Origin of the sequence: Gryllotalpicola sp., from assembly GCF_027352875.1 — a bacterium.
GTDB lineage: Bacteria > Actinomycetota > Actinomycetes > Actinomycetales > Microbacteriaceae > Gryllotalpicola.
The window spans coordinates 22,051-46,757 of the sequence record NZ_DAIEII010000080.1; the positions used below are offsets into that span (position 1 = coordinate 22,051).

At 68.3% G+C, this 24,707-nt stretch carries 21 protein-coding genes and 2 tRNA genes; 15 read left to right on the plus strand and 8 right to left on the minus strand.

The window, feature by feature from the left end; translation table 11 throughout:
* The first annotated feature begins 67 nt into the window (after window positions 1-67).
* The 6 genes from M7D61_RS09720 to M7D61_RS09745 all read left to right on the plus strand — a co-directional run bounded on the left by M7D61_RS09720 (window position 68) and on the right by M7D61_RS09745 (window position 7,121).
* Entirely contained in the window at window positions 68-1,213 is a 1,146-nt protein-coding gene (locus tag M7D61_RS09720; RefSeq protein ID WP_298229956.1) for a PucR family transcriptional regulator, read from the plus strand.
* Window positions 1,214-1,323: 110 nt separating this feature from the next.
* The gene (locus M7D61_RS09725; protein WP_298229958.1) at window positions 1,324-1,449 is read left to right on the plus strand and encodes a hypothetical protein; all 126 of its coding nucleotides are present in this window, start codon (window positions 1,324-1,326) and stop codon (window positions 1,447-1,449) included.
* Between the two features lie 315 nt (window positions 1,450-1,764).
* Window positions 1,765-1,836: transfer RNA gene (locus M7D61_RS09730), tRNA-Arg, on the plus strand.
* Window positions 1,837-1,884: 48 nt separating this feature from the next.
* Window positions 1,885-2,949 (plus strand): putative sulfate exporter family transporter, encoded by a 1,065-nt coding sequence (locus M7D61_RS09735; RefSeq protein ID WP_298229960.1) that lies wholly within the window; start codon window positions 1,885-1,887, stop codon window positions 2,947-2,949.
* A 181-nt stretch (window positions 2,950-3,130) separates the two neighbouring features.
* Complete coding sequence (locus tag M7D61_RS09740; protein WP_298229962.1) at window positions 3,131-6,925, plus strand: AAA family ATPase; 3,795 nt, start codon at window positions 3,131-3,133, stop codon at window positions 6,923-6,925.
* A 25-nt stretch (window positions 6,926-6,950) separates the two neighbouring features.
* A complete protein-coding gene (locus tag M7D61_RS09745) occupies window positions 6,951-7,121 on the plus strand; it encodes a hypothetical protein (protein ID WP_298229964.1) in 171 nt (56 codons plus the stop codon).
* Between the two features lie 121 nt (window positions 7,122-7,242).
* Here the strand turns inward: M7D61_RS09745 and mscL are convergent, their stop codons facing one another.
* From mscL to M7D61_RS09760, 3 genes are all read right to left on the minus strand, one after another.
* Window positions 7,243-7,650 (minus strand): large conductance mechanosensitive channel protein MscL, encoded by a 408-nt coding sequence (gene mscL / locus M7D61_RS09750; protein ID WP_298229966.1) that lies wholly within the window; start codon window positions 7,648-7,650, stop codon window positions 7,243-7,245.
* Between the two features lie 61 nt (window positions 7,651-7,711).
* A complete protein-coding gene (locus tag M7D61_RS09755; RefSeq protein ID WP_298229968.1) occupies window positions 7,712-7,996 on the minus strand; it encodes an FmdB family zinc ribbon protein in 285 nt (94 codons plus the stop codon).
* 8 nt (window positions 7,997-8,004) lie between these two features.
* Entirely contained in the window at window positions 8,005-8,604 is a 600-nt protein-coding gene (locus tag M7D61_RS09760; RefSeq protein WP_298229970.1) for a 5-formyltetrahydrofolate cyclo-ligase, read from the minus strand.
* A gap of 40 nt (window positions 8,605-8,644) precedes the next feature.
* On the opposite strand from M7D61_RS09760, the gene galU reads away from it, so the two are divergent.
* The 4 genes from galU (at window position 8,645) to M7D61_RS09780 (ending at window position 11,693) form a co-directional block, all read left to right on the plus strand.
* Window positions 8,645-9,619 (plus strand): UTP--glucose-1-phosphate uridylyltransferase GalU, encoded by a 975-nt coding sequence (gene galU / locus M7D61_RS09765; protein WP_298229972.1) that lies wholly within the window; start codon window positions 8,645-8,647, stop codon window positions 9,617-9,619.
* Window positions 9,620-9,625: 6 nt separating this feature from the next.
* Window positions 9,626-10,288 carry a GNAT family protein gene (locus M7D61_RS09770; RefSeq protein ID WP_298229974.1) on the plus strand — a complete coding sequence of 221 codons (663 nt, stop codon included), beginning with the start codon at window positions 9,626-9,628 and terminating at the stop codon, window positions 10,286-10,288.
* 108 nt (window positions 10,289-10,396) lie between these two features.
* Entirely contained in the window at window positions 10,397-11,518 is a 1,122-nt protein-coding gene (locus M7D61_RS09775) for a hypothetical protein (RefSeq protein WP_298229976.1), read from the plus strand.
* A 99-nt stretch (window positions 11,519-11,617) separates the two neighbouring features.
* A tRNA-Ala gene (locus M7D61_RS09780) sits at window positions 11,618-11,693 on the plus strand.
* Between the two features lie 626 nt (window positions 11,694-12,319).
* On the opposite strand, the gene M7D61_RS09785 is transcribed toward M7D61_RS09780, so the two are convergent.
* Window positions 12,320-13,519, minus strand: coding sequence for a beta-ketoacyl-[acyl-carrier-protein] synthase family protein (locus tag M7D61_RS09785; RefSeq protein ID WP_298229978.1), 1,200 nt, complete (start codon window positions 13,517-13,519; stop codon window positions 12,320-12,322).
* 66 nt (window positions 13,520-13,585) lie between these two features.
* On the opposite strand from M7D61_RS09785, the gene M7D61_RS09790 reads away from it, so the two are divergent.
* Window positions 13,586-14,572 carry an NADPH:quinone oxidoreductase family protein gene (locus M7D61_RS09790; protein ID WP_298229980.1) on the plus strand — a complete coding sequence of 329 codons (987 nt, stop codon included), beginning with the start codon at window positions 13,586-13,588 and terminating at the stop codon, window positions 14,570-14,572.
* A gap of 7 nt (window positions 14,573-14,579) precedes the next feature.
* On the opposite strand, the gene M7D61_RS09795 is transcribed toward M7D61_RS09790, so the two are convergent.
* Both M7D61_RS09795 and M7D61_RS09800 read right to left on the minus strand, forming a co-directional pair.
* Complete coding sequence (locus M7D61_RS09795) at window positions 14,580-16,271, minus strand: AMP-binding protein (protein ID WP_298229982.1); 1,692 nt, start codon at window positions 16,269-16,271, stop codon at window positions 14,580-14,582.
* Between the two features lie 87 nt (window positions 16,272-16,358).
* Window positions 16,359-17,408, minus strand: coding sequence for a beta-ketoacyl-ACP synthase III (locus M7D61_RS09800; RefSeq protein ID WP_298229996.1), 1,050 nt, complete (start codon window positions 17,406-17,408; stop codon window positions 16,359-16,361).
* A 719-nt stretch (window positions 17,409-18,127) separates the two neighbouring features.
* Between M7D61_RS09800 and M7D61_RS09805 the strand changes: the two genes are divergently transcribed.
* The 4 genes from M7D61_RS09805 to M7D61_RS09820 all read left to right on the plus strand — a co-directional run bounded on the left by M7D61_RS09805 (window position 18,128) and on the right by M7D61_RS09820 (window position 22,775).
* Entirely contained in the window at window positions 18,128-19,009 is an 882-nt protein-coding gene (locus tag M7D61_RS09805) for an SDR family NAD(P)-dependent oxidoreductase (protein ID WP_298229984.1), read from the plus strand.
* A gap of 144 nt (window positions 19,010-19,153) precedes the next feature.
* A complete protein-coding gene (locus M7D61_RS09810; protein ID WP_298229986.1) occupies window positions 19,154-20,308 on the plus strand; it encodes a CoA transferase in 1,155 nt (384 codons plus the stop codon).
* Window positions 20,309-20,345: 37 nt separating this feature from the next.
* Complete coding sequence (locus M7D61_RS09815) at window positions 20,346-21,650, plus strand: CoA transferase (RefSeq protein WP_298229988.1); 1,305 nt, start codon at window positions 20,346-20,348, stop codon at window positions 21,648-21,650.
* Window positions 21,651-21,941: 291 nt separating this feature from the next.
* Window positions 21,942-22,775 carry a mycofactocin-coupled SDR family oxidoreductase gene (locus tag M7D61_RS09820; RefSeq protein ID WP_298229990.1) on the plus strand — a complete coding sequence of 278 codons (834 nt, stop codon included), beginning with the start codon at window positions 21,942-21,944 and terminating at the stop codon, window positions 22,773-22,775.
* 293 nt (window positions 22,776-23,068) lie between these two features.
* Here the strand turns inward: M7D61_RS09820 and M7D61_RS09825 are convergent, their stop codons facing one another.
* Together M7D61_RS09825 and M7D61_RS09830 are read right to left on the minus strand one after the other, a co-directional pair.
* Complete coding sequence (locus M7D61_RS09825; RefSeq protein ID WP_298229992.1) at window positions 23,069-23,470, minus strand: OB-fold domain-containing protein; 402 nt, start codon at window positions 23,468-23,470, stop codon at window positions 23,069-23,071.
* Window positions 23,471-23,503: 33 nt separating this feature from the next.
* Window positions 23,504-24,625, minus strand: a complete 1,122-nt coding sequence (locus M7D61_RS09830) for an acyl-CoA dehydrogenase family protein (RefSeq protein ID WP_298229994.1) — start codon at window positions 24,623-24,625, stop codon at window positions 23,504-23,506.
* Window positions 24,626-24,707 lie beyond the last annotated feature (82 nt).

The window sequence follows — 24,707 nt, forward strand, 5'->3', positions numbered from 1 at the left end:
CAACGCGCAGGGAGTTGCGCGTCAGCACCTTGGACCCGGACCTCTGCGATGGGCTACTCAGAATGCGGTGAGCGTCGCGGATCTGATCGTCAGTACCGATCCCTCTCTCGCGTCGTTGAGCATCGCGGTCCAAGCGACGACGGAAACGCTGTTCGTGGACACACTCCTCGGACTCGTGGACCCGGGCCTTGGCCGCTTCACACGACCGGTCGTGCTGCAGTTGGCGCAGGAGGCGCTGAACGAAGGCGTGACGCTGGCCGCGGTATTGCGTGCCCTCAATCAGGCGCAAGCCGGGATCACCGAAGCGCTCCTTCACGAGTGTGAACGGCTTATTGCGCCTGGTGACCAGGGCGCGATAATGCGGGCGATCGTGACCGAGGTTGTCAGCACCCACAATCAGCTCGCCGACACCATTGTGGACATGCACTCGGCTGCGGACGACCCCGTGCGGTTCCTCGACGAAACCGAGTCGGCGGTCCTCGCAGCCCTCCTGAACGGACGTGTGCGACCGGAACGGTTCGAGCAGGTCACCCGATATCCACTCGACCGCATTCATGTAGCGGCCGTCGCATTCAGCAAGCGGCGAGAGCCTCAGAAGCTCGTGACGACGACCGTGCAGGCTCTGGAGAGTATGGGATGCGATCAGATCTTCAAAGTGATGATCGCACCGAACGTCCTCTGGGCGTGGGGCAGTGTCCGCACTGCTGACGATCTCCACTTGGAGCCGCCGACTCAGTGCAACGGATGGACGCTGGCCGTCGGCCTCCCTGGTAGGGGAGCCGCCGGGTTTATCGCCAGCCATGACGAGGCGAGAGCTATGCAACGAGTCGCCACGATGGCAGGGTGGCGGAACCTCGGGCGAATCCTGTCCTACGACCAATATGGGGCTGTTGCAGAACTCGCCGCCCGGCCCGAGCGGCTGCGGAGATTCCTGGAGGTTCAGCTCGGCGGTCTTCTCGGTGCCGGTGGTCGCGAGACCGATCTGCGCAGCACGATGCTGGAGTACCTGAATGTCAATCGCAGCCAATACGCAGCTGCACGTCGGCTTCACGTCTCGAAGAACACCGTGAGTTACCGGCTCCGGCGTGCCGAAGAGATCCTCGGCCGAGACCTTGGCACGGACCTCAGCCCACTCCATACCGCACTGCTTGCGACGGACATCCTCGGTGCGAGCGGTATCGCGGAGATGGACATGCCACAGGCGGGTAAGTAGTCACGCCCCGATCGTGAATACGGCGTGACCGGAGTTCTCAGCACTTCGAGTGGGCGCTGTTCGCGACCGCGCCGGACTGGGTCGCCTGGCCCACCGACGCGCACCGGCAAGTGGGCCTGCCCCGTGAACTCGCCCGGCCCCGACGTTACGGGTTGATGCTCGTCGACGAGTTCGGCTATCTCTCGTTCGAGCACGACGTCGCGAACCCGTTCTTCCCACTCATCTCGTCCCGCTGAGCGTGCGCCTCCGTGATCCTCTTGCCCTCAACGGTGCGGGCCGGCTACCGGCTTTGAGGAGAGGCATCGGCAGCCTCCCGGCACTCGAACCATCACCGACGAACCCGCCGGCTGAACGGCCTGGCGACCGTTCACTTTTTGGCGCGCCGGAACCGTTCAGTCTTCGAGCGTCGCCGGCCGAGACGAGCCCGATCGAGGGCTCGGCTGTGCGTGCCCCGGCGCGGAAGGATGCACCGATGCTGTTCGGAGTGGCTGCGGGAGCGGAGTCGGCTCGAGAGCGGCTGGGCCCGCCCGGTACGATGGACCGTCCGCCACGCCTCCGTAGCTCAATGGAAGAGCAAGCGCGTCCTAAGCGTTAGGTTGCAGGTTCGAGTCCTGTCGGGGGCACAACGAAGCCGGTATGTCGGCGACCTGAGCAGTGAGGAATTCCGCTTCGTGAACCGCATCGTCGCCGCGCTGCCCGGACTGGCGCTCGCCGCCGCGATTGCCGCGGTCGCGACTCTCGTCGGCGCGTTCGTGCCGCTCGTCGGCAGCGCCGTGCCCGCGATCGTCATCGGGGTCGCGGTGCGACTCGCCGCTCGCCCGGGTGCATCCTTCGGCGCCGGCATCTCGTTCGCCGGGAGGCGGGTGCTGCAGGGCGCGGTGGTCATCCTCGGCCTGCAGCTCTCGATCGGCGAAGCCGCCCGCGTCGGCCTCGAGTCGCTGCCCGTCATGCTCGGCACGCTCGCGATCTGCCTCGTAGCCGCCTGGCTGCTCGGCCGCTGGCTGGGCGTGGTCGGCGATCTGCGCACCCTCATCGGCGTCGGCACGGGCATCTGCGGAGCCTCCGCGATCTCGGCGGTGGCTCCCATCATCGGTGCCGCGAGCGCCGACATCGCCTATGCGGTCTCGACGATCTTCCTCTTCAATATCGCCGCGGTCATCGTCTTCCCGCTCGTCGGGCACCTGCTCGGCATGAGCCAGCACGCCTTCGGACTCTTCGCGGGCACTGCGGTCAATGACACCTCGTCGGTCGTCGCGGCGGCGACGACGTACGGGCAGGACGCCGCGAACTACGCCGTCGTCGTCAAACTGGTGCGGACGCTGATGATCATCCCGGTCAGCGTGGGTCTCGCCGCATGGGTCGATCGCGCACGACTGCGGACCAGCGCGCCGCCGACTGGACCATCCAGTCCGACCCTCGCCTCGTCCGGCGTTGCGCCCGCGCCGCCGCGCCGCCTGACGTGGCTCGGCGTGCTCCGGCTCGTGCCGTGGTTCCTCGTCGGGTTCGCCGTCGCAGCCCTCGTGAACTCCACCGGCGTCATCCCGACGATGTGGCATCCGGGGATCGTCGCGGTGTCGCAGTTTCTCATCGCGACGGCGCTTGCCGCCATCGGCCTCTCGACCGACATCGGCGCGCTGCGCCGCGCGGGCGTGAAGCCGCTGCTGCTTGGCGGCGTGCTCTGGCTCGTCGTGAGCCTCAGCAGCCTCGGACTGCAGTGGGCTACAACAGGGCTCTGACCGCGTCGCCCCACTGGGCGACCCAGCGTTCGATCGCGCCATCCTCGGTGTACGTCGAGTCGAGCAGGTAGAGCCCCTGCGCCGGCACACTCGTGCCGTGCTCCGAACGTGAAGCCTAGGAATCCACGCAAACCCGGCCCGGCTCCCCGCCCCAGTCCGCGGCTGCGTCTAGGGTTTCTGCGTGTGGCGTACGGAGGAGCAGGCGGTGACCGACACGCCGGATGACTCTGCGGGCGACCCCGGCGTCCTCGGAGGCGCGCTGAACCCGCCGACCCAGCCCGCGGGCGGCGCTGCACAGGTGACCCTGGGCGCCGCGACCGGCGAGACGCCGGGCAACATCGCGGAGCACATGTGGAAGGTCTGGCGGTACGAGCTCGCCGACCTCGGCGGGCCATCGCCGCTCCTGCACTTCGCGGATGCCCCGCGCACCCGCATCGACCTCACCAGCGCGCACCCCAGCGGGCTGCCGCGCTTCATCGCCGGCGAGAGCACCCTGCTGTCGAGCCTCGTGCGTGACGAGCTCGCGCTGCGCAGTGCCCGCTATGCCGCATCCGCCATCACCGACAAGGGCGTCGAGCTGCGCTCGGTGAGGGGCATCGATGCCGTGCACCTCGCCATCGGCCTCGCGACCTGGCGTCTGGGCGGCGACGAATTCACTGCCCCCGTGCTGCTCAGGCCGGTCGCGATCCGCCGTTACGGCCGCGACTTCGAGCTCAAGCTGCGCGGGCACGTGTTCTTCAACCCCGAGCTCGAGCGCGCGCTCGCCGAGCAGTTCGGAATCCGCCTCGACGCCGACGAGATCGTGCGCATCGCGGTGGAGGGCGGAGTCTTCAAGCCGCAGCCCGTCATCGACCGGCTGCGCCAGGTCACCGCGCACCTGCCGTGGTTCAGCGTCCAGCCGCGGCTGGTCATCTCGAGCTTCGCGGATGTCTCGCGCCGCATGCTCGCCGACGCCGACGATCTCGGCCACCCCGTCATCGACGCCCTCGCCGGGAATGCCTCGGCCCGGCAGCGCCTCGAGTCGGCGTATCGTCCGGCGCCCGTGGTGGGCCACGACGCCCGGCCGCCCGAAGTCGACACGCTGCTGCTCGACGCCGACGAGCAGCAGGACGCGGTCGTGACCCAGATCTCCGCCGGGAACTCCCTCGTCGTCACGACGCTGCCCGGCACCGGCGGCCGCCAGACCGTCGTCAACGCCATCGGAGCCCTCGTCGCCCAGCACAAGCGGGTGCTCGTGGCGAGCCCCCGACGCTCGAGCCTCGACGGCATCGCCCAGCGTCTGGCCCAGCTCGGCCTGCCCGGAGTCGCGGTGCGCGCCGAGTCGCTGCGTCGCGACCTCATCCACGCGATCGGCCGCAACGAGAAGGCGCAGCCGATCGACGTCGCCGAGGTGGACGACGCGCTCGTGCGCCTGCGCCGGGTGCTCGCCGACTACCGCGGAGCCCTGCTGCACAAGCATGTGACGCTCCGGGTGAGCACTCTCGAGGCCCTCGAGGGGGTCGCCCGGCTGGGTCTCGCCGATCCGGCACCGACCACCTCCGCACGGCTCAGCGTCGAGACCCTGGAGCGCCTCGCCGACGGCCGCGAGGTCGCGGCCGCCCAGCTCGTCAAGGCCGCGCGGCTCGGCGAGTTCCGCTACGGGCCCGCCGATTCGCCGTGGTACGGCGCCGACTTCGTCACCACGGCCGAGGGGGATGCCGCTCACGCCCTCGCCCGCAAGCTGCACGAGGCCGAGCTGCCGCGTCTCCTTGAGCGTGCGCGCAGCCTCGTCGGCTCGACCAGGCTGCGCCAGTTCGAGAACATCGCCGAGCTCGGCATCTACCTCAAGCTCCTGGGCGATCTGCGCGAGACGCTCGACAAGTTCCAGGTCGCTGTCTTCGACCGGCCGCTCACTGATCTCATCGCGGCCACCGCCGGTCGTCACGACTCCCCACAGCTCTCCGGCGCGAACCGCCGCCGGCTGCGCAAGCTCGCCCTCGAGTACGTGCGGCCGGGAGTGCACATCGCCGACCTCCACGCCGCGCTGCTGCGCATCCAGCAGCAGCGCACCCTCTGGAACCGTTTCGCCGAGGCGGGTGCGCCGCCGGCCGTGCCGGTGGGCATCGCCGACGTTCAGGTTGCGTATCAGCAGGTCGTCGCCGACCTCGCGGCCCTTGACGAGCCGCTCAAGCGCACCGGCACGCAGGCATCCCTCATCATGCTGCCCATCGGCCAGCTCACCCACCAGATCTCCGGGCTCGCCGCCGAGTCCGAGGTGCTCGCCAACCTCCAGGAGCGCGTCGCGACGATCTCGTCGCTGCGGGATGCCGGTCTTGACCCCCTGCTCGCCGACCTGTCCAACCGGCATGTGCCCGAGGAGCAGGTCGCCGCCGAGCTCGAGCTCGCCTGGTGGCAGTCGACGCTGGAGTACCTCCTCACCAACGAGAAGGCGCTGCTCGGCGGTCAGACCGGCGTGCTCGACCGCCTCGAGGCCGACTTCCGGCTCGTCGACGAGGCCCACGCTTCGGCCGGTGCCCGACTCCTCGCCTGGCAGCTCGCCCAGGGCTGGAGTGTGGGTGTCATCGACCACCCCGACGAGTCGGAGGCGCTCAAGCGCATCCTGCGTGTCGACCCCGTGCGCCCTGCGGCGCTCGCGGCCGCGGCCCCCCGCCTCTCGCGCGATCTGGCGCCCGTCTGGCTGACCTCGCCGTACGAGGTCGCCGATCTGCCGGACGCTCTCGACTTCGACGTCGCGATCATCGTCGACGGGGGCGCGTGCACCGTTGCCGAGAATCTCGGTGTCATCAGGCGCGCCAAGCAGCTCGTCGTCGTCGGAGACCCGGTCACGCAGACCCCGTCGCCGTTCGAGATCGCCGTGCACGAGGGGGATTCCCCGATGACTGAGCGCGGCGACGTCGAGGCGCTGCACCGGAAGTCCACCCTCGCCGAGCTCAGCGAGTTGCTGCCGGTGTTCTCGCTCACCCGCTCGTACCGGGCGGGCGGTGACGATCTCGCCGAGATGGTGAACCGCCGGTTCTATGAGGGCAGGATCGAGGCGCTGCCCCGGGCAGGCACCTACCTCGGCCAGTCGAGCCTCACCGTGCACCACCTCGCCGACGGCTCGGGGCTGCCCGATCCCGAGAGCGGGGCCGTCGAGAGCGTCGACGCCGAGGTGGCTCGCGTCGTCGACCTCGTCGTCGACCACGCGCAGACCCGGTCGAAGGAATCCCTCATGGTCGTCACCGCGTCGGCGCGCCATGCGGTGCGGGTGCAGCAGGCGATCCTGAGGGTGTTCGCGAGTCGCGGCGAGCTCTCCGACTTCCTCCTCGGGGACAAGCCGGAGCCGTTCACCGTCGTCACCCTCGAGCAGTCCGTCGCACTGAGCCGCGACCGGGTGATCTTCTCGATCGGCTACGGTCGCACGCCGCACGGGCGGCTGCTGTCGAACTTCGGTCCGCTCGCCACACCGGCCGGCGAGCGCCTGCTCGCGGTCGGCCTGACCCGGGCCCGCCGCGGGCTCGACATCGTCTCGTGCTTCACCCCGCTCGATATCGACGATTCCCGGATGCCGAGCGGCGTCGTCGCGCTCGCTGACGTGCTCGCTCTCGCGGGCGGCATCGGCGACAGCTTCCCGGACAGCCCGGACGGGGTCGAACCGCTGCTCATCGACCTCGCCGAGCGGCTGCGCGGCCGGGGCCTCGACGTGCGCGTCGGCTATCGCGGGATGCTGCCGCTGGTCGCCTCCGCCGGCGGTAAGGCCGTCGTCGTCGAGACCGACCACGTCGTCGGCGCCGCCTCGCTGCGCGAGTCGCTGCGGCTGCGCCCCGAGGTGCTGCGCCGTCTCGGCTGGCACTATCTGCGCGTGCACAGCTTCGAGCTCTTCGCCGACCCGGGAGCGGTGGCGGCGCGCATCGGCCGCCTCATCGGCGCCCAGGGGTTCGATGTCGAGGTCGAGTCCGACGCGGCTCAGACGCAGCCTATCGACCGCCAGGCCTGAGATGGCCGAGCGCAGGCACCGTCGCGTGCAGCGTCCTGGTGCCGCAGGCGCCGATCCGGCGCCGCAGCTTCCGGCCGGGGAGTCCGCGCCGACGAAAGCAGCCGAGGACCAGCCCTCGAGCTGGGGCGACGGCAGCGACGGCAGCGACGGCAATGACGATCGCCTCACGCGCGACAAGCCGCCCCACTGGGGGTAGCGAACCGGGCCGCGGCTCAGGGCGACGGACTGCTCGAGGGTGGCAACGGTGCACGACGATGAGGGGCTGAGACGTGACGAGGGGGCCGGGGAACACCCCGAGCCCTCCCCGATGAGGCTTGCTAGTTCTTCTCCGCGAGCAGGTCACGGATCTGGGTGAGCAGCTGCTCCTGCGTCGGGCCGTCCGGCGCCTTCTCGGTGGGCGCGTTCTTCGCGGCCTGGCGCTCGAGGAACTTCGAGTACGGCAGGACGAAGACGAAGTAGACGATTGCCGAGATGACGATAAAGTTGATGACGGCGGCGATGACCGCGCCGAACAGGATGTCCGACTGGCCGCCCGACACCGTGGGGATCGCGACGACCAGTGCCTTCGACAGGTCGCTGGCGTTGAACACCGCAGCGATGAGCGGATTGATGATGCCCGTGACGATGGCGGTCACGATCGCCGTGAACGCTGCGCCGATGACGACCGCGGTGGCAAGGCCCACCACGTTGCCCTGCGAGATGAACTCTCTGAAGCCCTTCACCACGTTGCCCTTCTCACACTGAGCCGGGATTCCGACTCGACAGGTGCGTATATATTGCCGGGCTTCAGGTCTCAGCGGAAGAGCTGCTCCCGGATGAGGGGGTCGCGGTCGGCGTCGAACCGGAGCTGCTGTCCGACGAGGTTCCTGATGATGTCCCGGTTCCGTCATGTGACGGGCGGGAATCCGTGCGGTAGAAACCGGAGCCGTTGAACGTGACACCGAGGTTGCCGAAGACCTTGCGCAGCACGCCGCCGCACTCGGGGCAGGTGGTGAGCGACGCATCCGCGAACGACTGCTGGGTGTCGAAGGTGTAGCCGCATTCGGTGCATTTGTATGAATAGGTGGGCACAGGACTCCTCAGGGGTTGGGTGCGCGGCGCAGGCGCACGATCCGCGTCGGCGTCACCACGCCGTCGACCGGCGCGTCGTGGCGTTCGCGCGGCACGTCGTCGACGAGTTCGCCGTCGAAGAGCACCGCATACACCGGGGGACATTTTTCCATGCTGCCGAGCGTCTTGTCGAAGTAGCCGCGGCCCCAGCCGAGGCGCATTCCGGTCCGGTCGACGGCCGCGGCCGGCACGAGGATGAGGTCGACGTCGTTGACGGCGATGGGGCCGAGCAATTCGCCCTCGGCCTCGGGGAACCCGATTGAGCCGGTGTGCTCGCTCTCGCCGTCGCCGGTCGTCCAGTCGAGCAGCCCGTCGTCGCGCGATACCGGCAGGAGGGTACGAATGCCCGCCTCGCGGGCCCAGTTGAGGAACGGCCGGGTGTTGGGCTCGTCGACGCCCGAGAGATAGGCCGACACCGACGTCGCGTGGTGCTCTGCGACGAGGCGCTGCAGGTTCTCGGTGAGGTGCGCGGTGTCGCGCTCGCGCTCCGTCTGGGTGCGCACTCGCCGCCGTTCGCGCAGCTCCGCGCGCAGCGCCCGCTTGAGATCAGCGGTCGGGTCGGCAGGCATGCGGCAATGATACGGGCGGTCGGGCGATAGCCTTGAGAGCATGAGCGTGCCCATCGGTCACCCGGTGACGAAGGCCGTGATCCCGGTGGCGGGGCTCGGCACCCGGTTCCTTCCGGCGACGAAGGCGCTGCCGAAGGAGATGCTACCGGTCGTCGACACCCCGGCCATCCAGTACGTCGTCCATGAGGCGGTCGAGGCGGGCCTGCAGGACGTGCTGCTCGTCACCGGCCGGAACAAGAACGCGCTCGAGAACCACTTCGATCGCGCCACCGAGCTCGAGCAGATGCTCGAGGCGAAGGGCGACACCGAGAAGCTGTCGCGGGTCAGGTTTTCCACTGATCTCGCCGATATCCATTACACCCGCCAGGGCGACCCGAAGGGCCTCGGCCATGCCGTGCTGCGGGCCAAGCGGCATGTCGGTCGCGTGCCGTTCGCGGTGCTCCTCGGCGACGACATCATCGACGAGCGGGACATCCTGCTGGCGCGCATGCTCGAGGTGCAGCGCGAGCGCAACACCACCGTCGTCGCGCTGCTCGAGGTGCCGTACAGCCAGATCCACCTCTACGGCGCAGCCGCCGTCGAGGGCACCGACGAGGAGGACGTGGTGCGCATCACCGGCCTCGTCGAAAAGCCGGATGCCGCGGAGGCGCCGAGCAACTACGCCATCATCGGGCGCTACGTGCTCCGGCCGGAGATCTTCGACATCCTCGAGCACACCCGTCCGGGCAAGGGCGGCGAGATCCAGCTCACCGACGCGCTCCAGGAGCTCGCGGTCGGCCCGGAGGAGAACGGCAAGGTCTACGGCGTCATCTTCCGGGGCCGCCGCTACGACACCGGCGACCGTCTCGATTACCTCAAGTCGATCGTGCGCATCGCCGTCGACCGTGAGGACCTCGGCCCCGAGTTCCGCACCTGGCTGCGGGAGTTCGCCGCCGAGCTGCCGGAGAGGCTCGTCGCGGCGGACGCCCTGCCGGTGCCGAGCACCGGCTCCATTCCCAGTCCGGTCAGCAAGTAGCGGGCAGTGGCGCTGTTCGTCCCGACGTTGACCGACGGCGCGCTGACGGTGCGCCCGATCCGGGTGCGCGACGCTCGGGCGCTCGAGCGGGAACTCACCGACAACCGCCCGTGGCTGCGCCCGTGGGAGGCGACGAGCCCGCACGGATTCACGGGGTCCGACACTCGCGCCGGCATCCGCTCGCTCCTCGCCAACGCGCGCGAAGGACACGGGTTGCCGTTCGCGCTCGACGTGGGTGGTGAGTTCGCCGGACAGCTCAACGTGTCGTCGGTGAGCTACGGTTCGCTCTCCAGCGCGACGATCGGCTACTGGATCTCGGAGCGCTTCGCGGGCCGCGGCTACACGCCGGCCGCGGTGGCGCTGGCGACGGACTTCTGCTTCTTCCAGCTCGGCCTGCATCGCATGGAGATCTGCATCCGGCCCGAGAACGCGCCGTCGCTGCGGGTGGTCGAGAAGCTCGGATTCCGCTACGAGGGCCTGCGCCGGCGGTATATCCACATCAACGGTGACTGGCGCGACCACTTCTGCTTCGCGCTCGTCGTCGAGGAGGTGCGGCAGGGTGTCCTGCAGCGCTGGCGGACGGGAGCTGCCCCCGAGGGCGCGGCGCGCGTGCCGGATGCCGATCGTGAGGCTGCGCTGCACCCGCTCCCCATCATCACGCGGCCGTAGCGCCCGCGAGCCGCTGAAATCGTGGTCCTCGGCTTGTCAGAGGCATGAATTGCGGCCTTTCGGCGTGGGTGGCGAGGCTGTCGGACATCCCGGTCGTAGCTTCTGATCATGGGGAGCAACCTGCTCAGCGGCGGCCTGGTGATCGTGGTCGCCGCCGTGCTGTGGCTGCTCTACCTCATTCCGACCTGGCTGCGCCGCCGCGAGTACTCCGCGACCGAGCGCAACGCCGTCAAGCTGCAGCAGACCCTGCGCATTCTCGCGCAGGCCGCCGAGGTGCCCGAGCCCGTGGCGAACGAGGCGAGGGCCAGGCGAATGGCCGTGACGCAGCGCGCACTGCGCAAGGTCGAAAAGCTCGAGTCCCGCAAGGACCGGCTGCACGCGGAGAAGCTCGCCAAGGCCGAGGCGGAGCTGCGCGCGTCCGAGCGCGCTCGCGCGGAAGCGGTCGCGCGCGCCGAAGCCGCAGCAGAGGCCGAGGTCCGCGCCTGGGCGGAGGCCGAGGCTCGTGCCCGCGCTGCTGCCCGCCAGGCCAAGATCGACGCGGCCGTCCGCGCCGCTCGCGAGGCCGGGGTGCACACCGCGAAGGGCTCGTCGTCGGCGCGGGCCGCCAGGCGCGGCCGGCTCGGGGCATCCGGGTTCCTGGCCGTCGGGGTCGCCGGGGCCGTGCTCTCCGTCGTGTTCGGCCTCAGCTCGGTTTTCGCGCTGGTCGGCGGATTGCTCGCACTCGCCGCGGTCGCCGTGCTCGCCGCGATCGCGAACCGCCAGGCCGCTGCGCGAGCGGCTGCGGCCGCGATTCGCCGCAGCGGAAGGTCGGTCCCCCCGGGTGCCGTGTACGACCACGCGTTCCGCGACGAGGGCGTCGCCGTCGAGCGGCACGCCGAGGCCGAGACGTGGACGCCGCAGCCGCTGCCGCGCCCTCTGCACCTCGCGCGCGGCACGGTCGCGGCGAGCACGATGGCGGCGGTCACGGCTGCCGCCGAACTGCGGCGGGCGCAGGTCCGCGCTGAGATCGAGGCGAGGTACTCGTCGCTCGGCGCCGAGGTGACACCGCTTCCTACTGCACCCCGTCGGCCAACTGGCGTGCAGAGCGTGCCACTGGAGACCACGGCCGCCCCCGGTGCCGGCCCGCAGCAATCCGCCCTCGCCGCGCGTTTGGCTGCCATGGGTGTCGTCGGCGACGGTGCGACCGAGTCCATCGACGTTGCGGCCGCCCTGGTGCGTCGCCGGGCGTAGCGTCATTTCGCTCGCTCGTCGACGGGCGTGCAGCCCGGGCGGATGCCTGGGCATCCGCCCGAGCCGACCTTGCCCCCGTGATAGCCTCTTTAGGCACTTGGGCCCTTGGCGCAGTTGGTAGCGCGTCTCGTTCGCAATGAGAAGGTCAGGAGTTCGAATCTCCTAGGGTCCACCATATGAGGCCTACTGGAATCGGCGTCCTCGTGACCGCCGCGGAGTAGCGCCAGAGCTAGAGATAGCAGAGATAGAGCAGAAAATCCGTACTGGTTGAGCCGCCCTTCGGAGCGGCTTTCTCGGTCTCTGTGGTGCTGTGGTGCTGTGGTGCTTTGGTGCTGTGTATCAGATCGACGGTGGATCTGGTGCCGGCGCATTCAGTTGATTCGGCCTTCGAAAGTGACTGCGAAGACGTTGTGCGCGGGCTTCCGCCTCGTCGCCCGGCGTGTTGTCAACGACGGTTGAAATCTGACAGACCCCTTTTCGTCGGCGAAAGTTGACCCCTCGGGTCGTGTTTCTAGTGGTCGGCCGCGCTGGTTGCGGGCGGGTGTCCCACCGTCGACGACGCCGCGGTCAGCGGCACGACGTTCAACTGCGGGCGTAGACCTTCTTCCTGAGCATCCGGCACCCCGCGCGGAGCAGGGCGAGCCTGGCGGCATCGGGGAGGCTGATGGCAAGAAGGTTGAAACCGCAGCGCGCTGACTCGGGGGTGTCGAGAGGGGCGGCCCCGAGTGCGCACCTCGGCGGCTGCGGCGCAACGGCCCCTCGGACGAGCGGCCTGATCCGTCGGAGGCGTGGCGAGGTCCGTCAGGCCCGCGTCAGCACGAGCGAGACGTTGTGGCCGCCGAATCCGAACGCGTTGACGAGCGCCGCCTGGAAGTCGCCCTCGCGCGTGCGTCGGATGACATCGACCTCGATCTCCGGGTCGGACTCGTCCGCGTTGATCGTCCCCGGCACGCGGCCGTCACGCAGCGCCTGCGTCGCGACCAAGGCCCCGAGCGCGCCGGATGCGCCGAGCAGGTGGCCGACCATCGACTTCGTCGAGGTGACCGACGTGCGACCCACCGCCGACACGATGGCGCGGCTCTCGTTCGCGTCGCCGAGCGGGGTCGAGGTTGCGTGCGCGTGCACGAACGAGATGTCGTCGGGACCGAGCCCGGCCGAACGCAGCGCGAGCGACATCGTGCGCGCCTGGTTCTCCGGGTCGGCGGACACGATGTTGAATGCGTCGGACGTGAGCGCTGCTCCCTCCAGGAATGCATGGATGGGGACGCCCCGCGCCCTGGCGTGGTCCTCTCGTTCGAGCACCAGCACCGCAGCGCCTTCGCCGAGTACGAAGCCGTCACGGCCGGCGGCGAATGGGCGGGACGCCGCCGTCGGATCGTCGTTCCGCGTGGAGAGGGCGCCGGTCTGCGCGAGGGCGGCAAGGGTGAGATCGGCCACGCACGCGTCGGCACCGCCCGCGAGCACGACATCGGCGTCCCCCGCGAGGATCATCTGTCTCGCCATCAGGATGGCCTCGGAGCCGGACGCGCAGGCGCTCACGGGCGCGCGCGCACCGGCCCTTGCGCCGACGTCTATCGAGAGCCATGCTGCCGCGCCGTTGCCCATCATCATCGTCACCGTGTGCGGCGAGACCCGGCGCGGGCCTGCGTCCCTGAGGCGTTCGGTCTGCTCGAGCATGCTCGTCAAGCCACCGATCGCCGAGCCGACCACGACGGCGACCCGATCACGATCCGTCTCCGGGGTTCCTGCGTGCCGCCAGGCCTCGCGCCCCGCGAGAAGCGCGAACTGCTCGACCCGATCCATACGGCGCTGCTCGCGGACGGTGAGCCCGAGCAGTGCCTCGGCGCCGACGGTCGCCGCCAGCCGCACCGGCAGTGGCTCCGCCCATGGCTCGTCGAGCGCCGTCACACCCGATCGTCCATCGACGAGTGCGGCCCAGGTGGACGCAGCATCGCCGCCGACCGGAGTGACCGCGCCGAAACCGGTGATCGCGACTCGCACACGATTATCCTAAGAGCGCCGGAGCGGGAAGGTTCGTTCCGCCCCGCATGACGAGGAAGGAGCGGGATGCGGGCGATCGTCGTCGACCGACTCGGCGGCCCCGATGCGATCCACGTCGGCGACATGCCCGGGCCGGTCGGCAGCCACGAGCGGGCCGACGGGATGCGGGTGCTCGTCGATGTTCGTGCGGCCGGTTTGTCCCCGATCGACGTGCTCCAGTCGCGCGGCGCCTACCAGTACGGCGCGCCGCCGCCCTATGCGCCTGGGAGCGAGGTCGCCGGAGTGGTTCGGGAGGCCGATCCGGGCTCCGGATTCGCCCCTGGTGACCGGGTCGCGGGCGTCGTCTTCTGGGGAGCGCTCGCCGAACGCTGTCTCGTCGCTCCCAAGTACACGATCCGCCTTCCGGGCACGGTGTCGTTCGCGGAGGGCGCCGCCGTGTATCTCAACTACTCGACCGCCTGGTACGCCTACTATCGCGCCGCAGTCCAGCCCGGGCAGACCGTTCTCGTCCATGGCGCAGCCGGCGGCGTCGGCGCCGCGGTGCTCGACCTCGCAACGCAGTTCGGCGCGCGCGCCATCGCCGTGGTCTCCAGTGACGCGAAGGCGGCCTTCGCCGAGCAGGCCGGCGCGTGGGCGGTCGTCCGCAGCGATACCAACTGGCTCGAGCGGGTGCGCGAACTCACCGGCGGACGAGGCGTCGACGCAGTGCTCGATCCGGTCGGCGGAGACCGGTTCACCGACTCCCTGCGCGCGCTGCGGATCGGCGGCACCCTCGTCGTGATCGGTTTCGTCGGCGGAGGCATCCCCGAGGTTCGCGTGAACCGCCTCCTGCTGCGCAACCTCACGATCACCGGCATCTCCCTGGACACCATGGACCAGGAGCATCCGGGCACGCTCGTCATGGTCCGAGACGCCGTCCAGCGGCTCCTCGACACCGGGATGCTTCACCCGCAGGTGGGAGCGAGGTTTCCGTTCGATCGCGCCGCCGACGCGGTACGGCTCCTCGAGCGCGGCACGACGATCGGCAAGGTCATCGTGGACGTCTCGAACTGAGCCCCGATCAGGCCCGGATGACGCCCTCCTCCTTGAGCTTGTCCGCGATCATTTCGCGCAACAGGTTCTTGCGGACCTTGCCGACGGCGGTCATGGGCAGAGATTCCATGATCTCCAGACGCTCGGGCAGTTTCTGCACCGCGACACGCTGCTCGCGCAGGAAGCCGGTCACCACTTCGAGCGTCAGGTCGTAGCCCTCGTTCACGACGACGAACGCGCACGCCTTCTCACCCAACCGCGGGTCCGGCATCGCGACGACGGCGATCTCACGGATCGCCGGGTGGCCGCTGAGCAGATCCTCGACCTCGCGGGCGCTGATGTTCAGACCGCCACGGATGATGATGTCCTTCACCCGGCCGCTCACCCGCACGAATCCGGCCTCGTCGACGTAGCCGAGGTCGCCGGACTTCGAGAACCCGTCGGCCGTGTAGCTGAGTTCGGTCTCAGCGGGCTCCCGGTAGTAACCGAGCATGAGAGACGGACCGCGGAAGGCGATATCCCCTTCCTCGCCGATCGGCACCTCGACATCGTCGGGGCCGACGATCTTCAGCAGCCCGCCCGGAATGACGCGGCCGTCCGAGGTCACCGAGCGCTCAGGCGGATCGTTCGGCCTGCATATCGTCGTGGCGAGGTTCTCCGTGCGCCCGTACAGGCTCAGTGTGGCGAGGTCCGGGAACAGCGCGCGCGCGGCCTGTACGACCGGGCCGGGGATCGGCGCACCCGCGCAGACCCAGTAGCGCATGGTCGAAACATCGTGCCGACCCTCCTCATAGGCCTCCATCAACGTGGTGAGGAACGTCGTCGCGGTGAAGGCGAACGTGCAACCGTACCGCTCGATGCGCCGCAGTCCGTCGTCGGCGTCCCACACCGGCTGGAAATGGGTGCCGGCGCCGGCGACGAGCGGTATGACGATCCCGACCACCAGGCCCGTCGAGTGCGCGACCGGCGAAGGATTGAAGACCACGTCGTCCGGCGTGATCTCGAGTACATCGATCACCGCTCTCGCGGCTGAGTGCAAGGTGTTGAACGTGTGATAGCAGCCCTTCGGGCGGGAGGTCGTGCCGGAGGTGTACACGAGGAGACATCCATCGTCTGCCGTCGCCGTGGCGCCGAGCGCCGCATCCAGTTCCTCGACGTCGCCTTCAGCGAACAACGTGTCGAACGCGATGAAGTCGTCCGCAAGCACCGGGTCGTCCGAACGCACGATCACGACATCGCGTAGCGCCGGCGCGCTCGGGCGCAACTCACGGTACAGCTCGCCGTAGGAGAACTTGTGGAAGAACGCCGGGCCGATCACCACGACCGCCTCGGAGTGGCGCAGGATGTAGCCGACCTCCTCCTTCCGGAAAATCGGCATGATCGGCACGAGGATCGCGCCGAGGCGCGACAGGGCGAGCATGATCGTCACGAACTCAGCCCAGTTGGGCAGCTGCACCGCGACGCGGTCGCCGCGTTCGACACCAAGCGACCTCAGGCCGACCGCAAGTCGCACGACATCGTCGCGGAGGCTGCCGTAAGTGGCCGTCACTGTGCCGTCCGAGACGAACACGCGCTCCGGATGCTGCGCGGCCCCCGCCTTCAAAAAGTCGTACAGTACGCGGTCCTGCCACCAGCCCTCTGCGTAGTACCGGTCACGGTCTGCCGCAGTGTGCGGACCGAGGTCATGCGGTTGAGAGTCCTGACTAGTGTGCACGGTCATGAGTACGTGCCCTCCTTAACTAGCGGTGAGGTGGTTGCAATGCCTCGCTCTGTTTGGTTTTCTGGGGTAAATCCCAGCTTCGAAATGCTACCCTTTTTTGCGCGATTCGCCATCACCGCCGACCGATTCCGGCAGTTCCACGACTTGGGCGGCGTAGCACAGCCCAGCTCCGAACCCGAACTCCAATGCCAGTTGCCCGCCGTGTGCGGCGCCTTCGCGCAGCAGCCGTTCCATCGCGAGTGGCACCGAGGCGGCGGAGGTGTTTCCGGTATCGATGACGTCCCGCGCGATGACGACGTCGTCGCGCAGTCCAAGTGCGGTGCCTACCGACTCGATAATGCGCAGGTTCGCCTGGTGCGGGATGAACACGTCGATGTCCTCTGGGCGCAACCCGGCAGCCTCGATCGCCTGCGCGGCGAACTGCGGCACGACCGAGGTCGCCCAGCGGAAGACGCTGGGTCCCTCCTGTCGGGCCGTCGGCCATTCCACAGGCTCATCACCCGCGTACTTGTAGTCGAGCCAGGAATGCGTGACCGTGATCGCATCCGCATGCGTCCCATCGGAACCCCACACCGTGGGCCCGATGCGAGGCACATCGGACGGCCCGAGAACGGCCGCACCACTGCCGTCGCCGATGATGAACGAGATCGTGCGGTCCGTCGGGTCGGCGAAGGGCGAAAGCTTCTCGGCGCCGATCAGGAGCACGTGCCGCGCAAGGCCGCTTCGGATCATCGAGTCCGCTTGGCCGATGCCATAGCAGAACCCGGCACAACCCGCGTTGACGTCGTAGGCCGCGGCCGACGGCGACGCTCCAAGAGCGGCGGCGACGATGGGTGCCATTCCAGGTGTCTGCCGCACCCACGAAGCCGTGGCCACGATGACCGCGTCGATGTCAGCGGGATCGACGGCAGAGGCTTCGAGCGCCGCTGCGCCAGCCTGCTCGGCGAGGTCCTGCACCTGCACGTCGCGCGGGGCGCGGCGCCGCGTCACGATGCCGGTTCGCCGCCGGATCCATTCGTCTGAGATGCCGAGCGGCTCCACGATCTCGTCGTTGGTGACGACGAGACCGCCGCGTGCACCTCCAACTCCGAGGATGCGCGAATAGCCGGACGGGGTGGTGGTGCGCAATTGGGTCATTATTCGATTCTGCACTTCCAGGGAGCTTTCTGCACATCGGCTGTGAATGTGAAGGTGATGAAACGCCACCGGCCTCGTGCCGCTCCTTTGCGGGTGGCGGCTCTCGGGTGCGAGTCGCGCAGCGCGCCTGCTCGACGTCGGCGGGTGGGACGCAGCCGATCCATAAAACTACGAATGTTGTACCACTCGACGCAGCCGACGGTCGCGAACTCGGCGTCCGTGTGTCAAGAGGCTGTTCATCCTCGCTGGCAACCCGGACAGCATGGCACCCTCCGTGTCGCGATGAGCGCAGCTAGCGGGTGCCGCGGGTTGCCTCGCCTCGGCGCTCGACGACCACCTGCGCCTGGCCTACTAGATAGAGATCCTCGATGACGAGCGCAAGGGGCCGCAGCCACGTTCTGGGCCCGCGCCCGCGCATTCTTCACCCACCGCCGACACCACCTCGGCGCTCTGCGGTGAGAAGCTCCGCGTGCGGCGGGTCAGCTCGTCACCGACGACCTCCACCCGACGACCGGATGGGTCGCTGGGAGGTTGCGGGGGAACTCACCCGACGCCCCGGACCTTTCTTGCAGAGTCACGTCGGAATCTTTACAACGTAGTTCCGTCACAGTAGGGTCTGGTCAACGGTGACCCCCACCCAGGACGATCTTGCAGGGACGTCATCTCGGGTCCTCAATGCCGAGGATCTAGTTCCATGCGGAGGTGCAGGAATGCGTCGATTGGACGGACGGGTCGCCGTAGTCACGGGATCCGGTCGAGGTATCGGCGCCGGGATCGCGAAGCTTTTCGCGGCCGAAGGAGCCAAGGTCGTCGTCAACGATCTGGGCGCGAGCGTCGACGGCACGGGTGCCGACGTCGGCCCCGCGCAGCAGGTGGTCAACGAGATCACCGTTGACGGCGGTGAGGCGATCGTCAACGGCGGGGACGTCAGCGACTACGACTCCGCGGGCGAGCTGGTGCAGTCCGCGATCGACGCCTTCGGCAGACTCGACATCGTCGTCAACGTCGCGGGGATCCTGCGCGACCGGATGCTGGTGAACATGAGTCCGGACGAGTGGCAGGCGGTGTTGAATGTGCACCTGACTGGCACGTTCAACACCAGCAAGCACGCCGCCGTGTACTGGCGCGAGCATCGCGGCGAGGGTCAGTACCGGCTGATCAATTTCACGTCCGCCGCGGGATTGTTCGGTGCTCCGGGACAGCCGAACTATGCGGCCGCCAAGCTCGGCATCGTAGGGTTCACGCTCTCCTGCGCCAACGCGCTCAACCGCTACGGCGTCACCTCGAACGCGATCGCCCCGGGTGCGGCGACCCGCATGACCATGTCGATCCCCCCCGAGCGGGCCGCCGAGATGGGGGTGGACCTGCGCGGCATGGAGCCGGAGGCTGTGGCCTACCCGGTCGCGTACATAGCGAGCGAGGAGTCGAGTTGGCTCAACGGCCGAGTGGTCGGGGCGCAGGGCGGCAGGGTGACACTGTACGAGAACTATCACCCCGAGCAGGCGGTCGGTTCGGTCGAGCCGTGGACGATCGAGACGATCTTCGATCAGATGCCGAGGACGTTCCATCCTGATCGACAGGGCCTGGGCGGCATCGGCTGAGGCGTGCGGTCGGCGCAACCCGACGCCGACCGCTCGCAATGCTGTTCCGGTGCGGCACAGCCGCCGAGACGGCATCGGCCCGGCGCAGCGAAGCACCGGGCCGCAAGGGACCGGGCCCGCGAAGCGGGCGACGAAGGAGGAGCAATGAGGCTACTGGAAGGCATTCGGGTGATCGAGCTGGGCGGCGGAATCGCCGGCTCGTACGCGACGAAGATGTTCGCGGACTACGGGGCCGAGGTCATCAAGATCGAACCCCCCGAGGGCGACGAGACCCGCCGCATGGCGCCGTACATCGGCGACGTGGAGGGAATCGATCGTTCCGCGGTGTACCTGCACAACAACACCGGCAAGAAGTCGGTCGTGCTCGACCTGAACCGCGAGAGCGACCGCGGGAGCCTGAAGAAGCTCGTCGCGACAGCCGGCATCGTGGTCGAATCGTTCAAGCCGGGCGTCCTGGCGAGCTGGGGGCTCGGATACGAGGACCTGCTGGCCGTGCAGCCGCGCCTCGTGCTCACCAGCGTCACCGCGTTCGGTCAGGACGGTCCCTATGCCGACTACGAAGGTTCCGAGCTGATCTATTACGGGATGGGTGGACCGATGCTCGGCAACGGCACCGCCGATCGCGAACCGCTCAAGCTCGGCGGCTATATGCAGGTGTATCAGACCGGGAACGTCGCCGCACTGGCGACACTGGGCGCCTACCTGGTGGCGGAGGAGCAGGGCGAACCGAGCCACGTCGACGTCTCCGGATTCGAAGTCGGCCTGACCTCCCCGGACCGGCGCACGACGTTCCTGGTCAACTACGAGTTCAACGGCGAGAGCAGCGGCCGCGGCGACCTGCTCGGCGGCATTCTTCCCAACGGCGCGTTCCCCGCCGACGACGGGTACGTACAGATCATGCTCACGCAGGCATGGCTGCCTCGCATGCTCGCGACGATCCAGGATCCCGACACGACCGCGTACTTCGCTGAGGTGGCCGCGAACCCGGCACTGTTCCCGCGCATCGAAACCAAGGAGGCGATCGACGCCGGAATGTACCCCTGGCTGCTGTCACGCACGAAGGAGGAGGCCATGGAGCAGGCCCAGGAGCACAAGTGGCCGGTGACCTCCATCAACTCACCCGCCGAGGTGATCCACAACAAGCACTTCGCCGCCCGCGGCTTCTTCCACACCGTGGACTATCCCGCCGTTGGTCCGGTGACGCACATGGGCGCCCCGTTCCACGTCGACGCGGGCTGGGACATCGCGCCGGCGCCGAAGCTCGGCGCCGACACCGACGCGGTTCTCGGATCGCTGTGAACCGCGCGCTGCCGACAATGATGACAAAGGAGTGATCATGGCGCACCTGCCATTGCAAGGCGTGCGGGTCATCGACTTCACCGTGGTGTGGTCGGGCCCGTCCGTGACGATGTATCTAGGGGACCTGGGAGCGGAGGTGATCCGGGTGGACAACCCGTGGGTGTTCCCCAGCAGCACCCGCGGCCTGGTCGCCCGCCCCGCCCCGGAGATGATTTCGATGATGGGCATCCTGGGCAGTGCCTACCCGGATCGCGACCCCGGCGAGAAGCCGTGGGACCGGCACGCGATGTTCAACATGCATGCGCGGGGGAAGAAGCTCGCGACTCTGGATCTTCGGAAGGAGTCCGGACGGGAGTTGTTCCTGGCCCTCGTGGAGAAGTCCGACGTGCTCGTGGAGAACAACAACATCACGGTGCTCGAGCACCTCGGGATCGACCCCGAGACCCTTCACAAGCGCAATCCGAATCTGGTGATCCTGAGGCTGCCCCCGCTGGGCCAGGACGGTCCCTACGCCGGCTACCTCGGCCTGGGCGCGCACTTCGAAGCGTTCGCCGGCGTCACCGCAGTCCGCGGCTATGCCGACAGCGCTCCGGCGACGACCACGAGCGTGTTCCAGATGGACCCCGCCGCGGGAGCCACTGGAGCCTTCGCGGTGCTTGCGGCGCTACGCCGGCGCGCGCAGACCGGCACGGGCGAGGTGATCGCACTCCCGCAGGTCGAGAACGAGATGCTGCATCTGGGTGAGATGTACCTCGACGCCGCCTCGACGGGAAATCCCAACGCACCGATGGGCAACCGGGACCGGAACTACTTGCAAGGCGCATACCCTGCGGCGGGCGATGACCGGTGGGTGAGCATCACGATCCGCAGCGATGCGGATTGGGCCGCGCTGATCGCCGAAATGGGGAATCCCGCGTGGGCCGCCGATGACCGGTTCACCACGCAGGCCGGGCGACTGGCGGCGCAGGACGAGATCGACGAGCACATTCAGTCGTGGACCTCGGCCCGGAGCCGAGAGGACACCTTCCATGCGCTCCAGGCCCGCGGCGTTCCCGCCGGTCCGCTCTATGACGAGGAGGACGTGTTCAACGACCCGCACGTCGCCGCGCGCGGCATGCTCCGCGAGATCGAGTCCGCTCATGCCGGCACGTACAGGTACCCCGCGCACCACTGGCACTGGACGGGTCCCGACCTCAAGTGGGAGCCCATCAGCGGCATGGGGCTTGACAACGAGTACGTGTACAAGGAGGTCATCGGACTCACGGATGCCGAATATCAGCAGGCGATCGACGAAGGGCACATCGTCGAGGGCTACTTGAACCCGGACGGCACCTACGTGTGACGAAGCCTGCGGTCGCCGGCGCAGCCACCCGGACGGCACCGACCGAGGACGACTCCGCACCGGCGTCGCAGAGACGAACTCCCTGCTGATCGTCTGAGTCGAGGCCGTCGGCATCGATATGTCCAACGCCGCGTAGGCTTTTCCTAGCTTTCCGACGAGGCGCGCCACACCACTGGTGTCCGCTCTCCGTCGGCGCCGGGGCGCCCTGACGTATGCAGTTGCGAGCCTCCTGCGATCACTTCCCACGCTGTGGGAAAACCAGAAGAAACCACAAGAAACAGGAGATGCATCATGGGAAGACTGGATGGCAAAGTCGCCTTCGTCACCGGAGCGGCACGCGGGCAGGGACGCAGCCACGCCCTGCGCATGGCCCAGGAGGGCGCCGACATCATCGCCGTGGACATTGAGGGCCAGATCGACACGGTGCCGTATGCGATGAGCACCGCCGCCGACATGGCCGAGACCGTCAAGCAGGTAGAGGCACTCGACCGCCGCATCGTGGCGTCGCAGGCCGATGTGCGCGACTTCGGTGCGGTCAAGGCTGCTCTGGATGACGGGGTCGCCAAGCTGGGCAAGCTCGACATCGTCTCGGCGAACGCCGGCATCTTCAGCTTCGGCACCATGGAAGAGCTGAGCGAGGAGAAGTTCAGCGACATGATCGACGTCAACCTGAAGGGCGTATGGCACGCGGCGAAGGCCGCGATCCCGCACCTGCGGGCGAACAAGGGCGGGTCGATGATCCTGACGAGCTCGACGGCCGGGATCATGGCGATCCAGAACGCCGGCCATTACGTCGCTGCCAAGCACGGGGTCATCGGCCTCATGAAGACGCTGGCGCTGGAGCTGGCGCCGGAGTTCATCCGGGTCAACAGCGTGCATCCGACCACCGTCAATACCGACATGATCCAGAACGCGGCCACGTACGCCTTGTTCGGCCCGGATCTGCCGGAGGCGCAGCGCACCAAGGAGGTGCTCGCACCTCGCTTCCAGGCGATGAACGCGCTGCCGATCCCGTGGGTCGAGGCCATCGACATCTCCAATGCGGTGCTGTGGCTCGCCTCCGATGAGTCGCGCTACGTCACCGGGTTGGAACTCAAGGTCGACGCCGGACTGACGCTGAAGTAGCACGACCGAGCTGCACGGCCCAGAAGAGAAACAGTGGTCGATGCGACTCCGAGCGTCCTGACGATGTCACTGGCGCCCGGAGTCGCATCGCCGCACATCTCACCGGACGACGGGAACACGAACTCGAGTTGGCGCTGGCGGTCGGCTACACCGATCCGAGCGTCGCCGACTTCGAAATCGAAGAAGAGGACCCGCCGACTACTCCACGCGGGACACCGGCACCCCGGGGCCGATTCCGGAGAGTTCGATGATGCGCACGCCGGCGAGTGGTCCGGTCGGGCGGGTCGTCCCGGTCATGCGGCGGGCGTGAAACTGTAGAGCACGGTCTCCACATCATCGGTCGTATCAGCGGTCGTGTAGACGAGGCGCATCTGCTCGCCGATCCTCCACGACGCGGGGTCCCCTTCCAGGGTGGTCTGGATCCTCACCCCTTCCGGGAGGTCCACCTGCCCGACACCGTACCCTTCCGCATCCAACTGGGACTTGCCGAACATGGGCGCGTAGATGAAGGAGTAGGAGTACAGCACCCCGGACTGCGACAACTCCACATCGTGCACGGGGCCCAAGCAGATCGGGCACGTCCACCGGCGCGGGTAGAAGGACTCCTCGTCCTTGTCGCACCGGCTGCCCAACAGTACCGGGGCGTCCCCGTCCGCCCGGAACAGGTCCGGGTCCGCTGATCGGCGTTCGGTCATGACCTCACCGTTCCCTTTCGTTCGTTATTACTGTCAGAGCCCGAGGCGCTGCGCGAGGAGTTCCTTGTTCGCGGTCGCGTCCCCATACAGCAGCTCGGCCGCCTTCGCCCGCTTGAAGTACAGGTGGGAATCATCCGCCCACGTGAACCCGATCCCACCATGCACGTGCAGGGACTCGCTCGCAGCGAAGAAGTACGCCTGCGACGCGTACGCCTTCGCCAGCGGAGCGACCACGGGCAGCTCGTCGTTGTCCTCGTCCGCCGCCCACGCCGCGTAATACACGGAGGCCTTCGCAGACTCGATCTCCACGAACATGTTCGCGCACAAGTGCTTGATGCCCTGGAACGACCCGATCGCGCGACCGAACTGGTACCGCTTCTTCGCGTAATCCACCGCCCGCTCCAAGCAGATCTGCGCCCCGCCGATCATCTCCGCCGACAGCAGCACCTCCACCCGGTCCAGCACCCGCGACAACGTCGCCCACGACCCGTTCTCCAACAAGGTGGCCTTCGCCCCATCGAACGTGACCTCCGCCAACCGGCGGGTCTGATCCAACGAGTCCAGCACCCTCCGCGACACCCCCGGACCGTCCCCGTCCACGACCGCGAGAACCACCCCGTCCTCGCCGGACGTCCCCGCACGCCGCGCCGCAACCACGATCAGATCCGCGCTGCCCCCATCGATGACATACGACTTCCGGCCCGTCAACATCACACCGGCACCATCCCCGGCCGCGACCGCATGGACCCCCTCCGGACCCCACCCCTCACCAGGCTCCGCCGTCGCCAACGCCGCCGCCTTCGCACCCGACGCCAGATCCGGCAGCAACTCCGCCCGCTGCGCCGCCGAACCCGCCGCCTGAATCGCGAGAATCCCCGACGTGGTCGACAAGAACGGCATCCCCGACACCACCCGGCCCAACTCCTCCGCCGCGATCACCAACTCCAGGAACGACAACCCCTGACCGCCCTCATCCTCCGCGACCACCAGACCCGGCAACCCCACCTGATCAGCAGCCCGAGCCCACGCCTCCGGCGAGAACGCCAACGCCTCCGACATCAACGCCCGAGTCGACGACAACGGGGAAGACTGCTCCAAGAACCGGCGCAACGTCGCCCGGAACTCCTCCTGATCCTCATCAAACGCAAAATTCATCTCACGACCTCCACATGCTGATTCCCAATACCGTGCCCGACATCGAACTCAATCACCCATGATCTCGACCACTCCCGCAGCG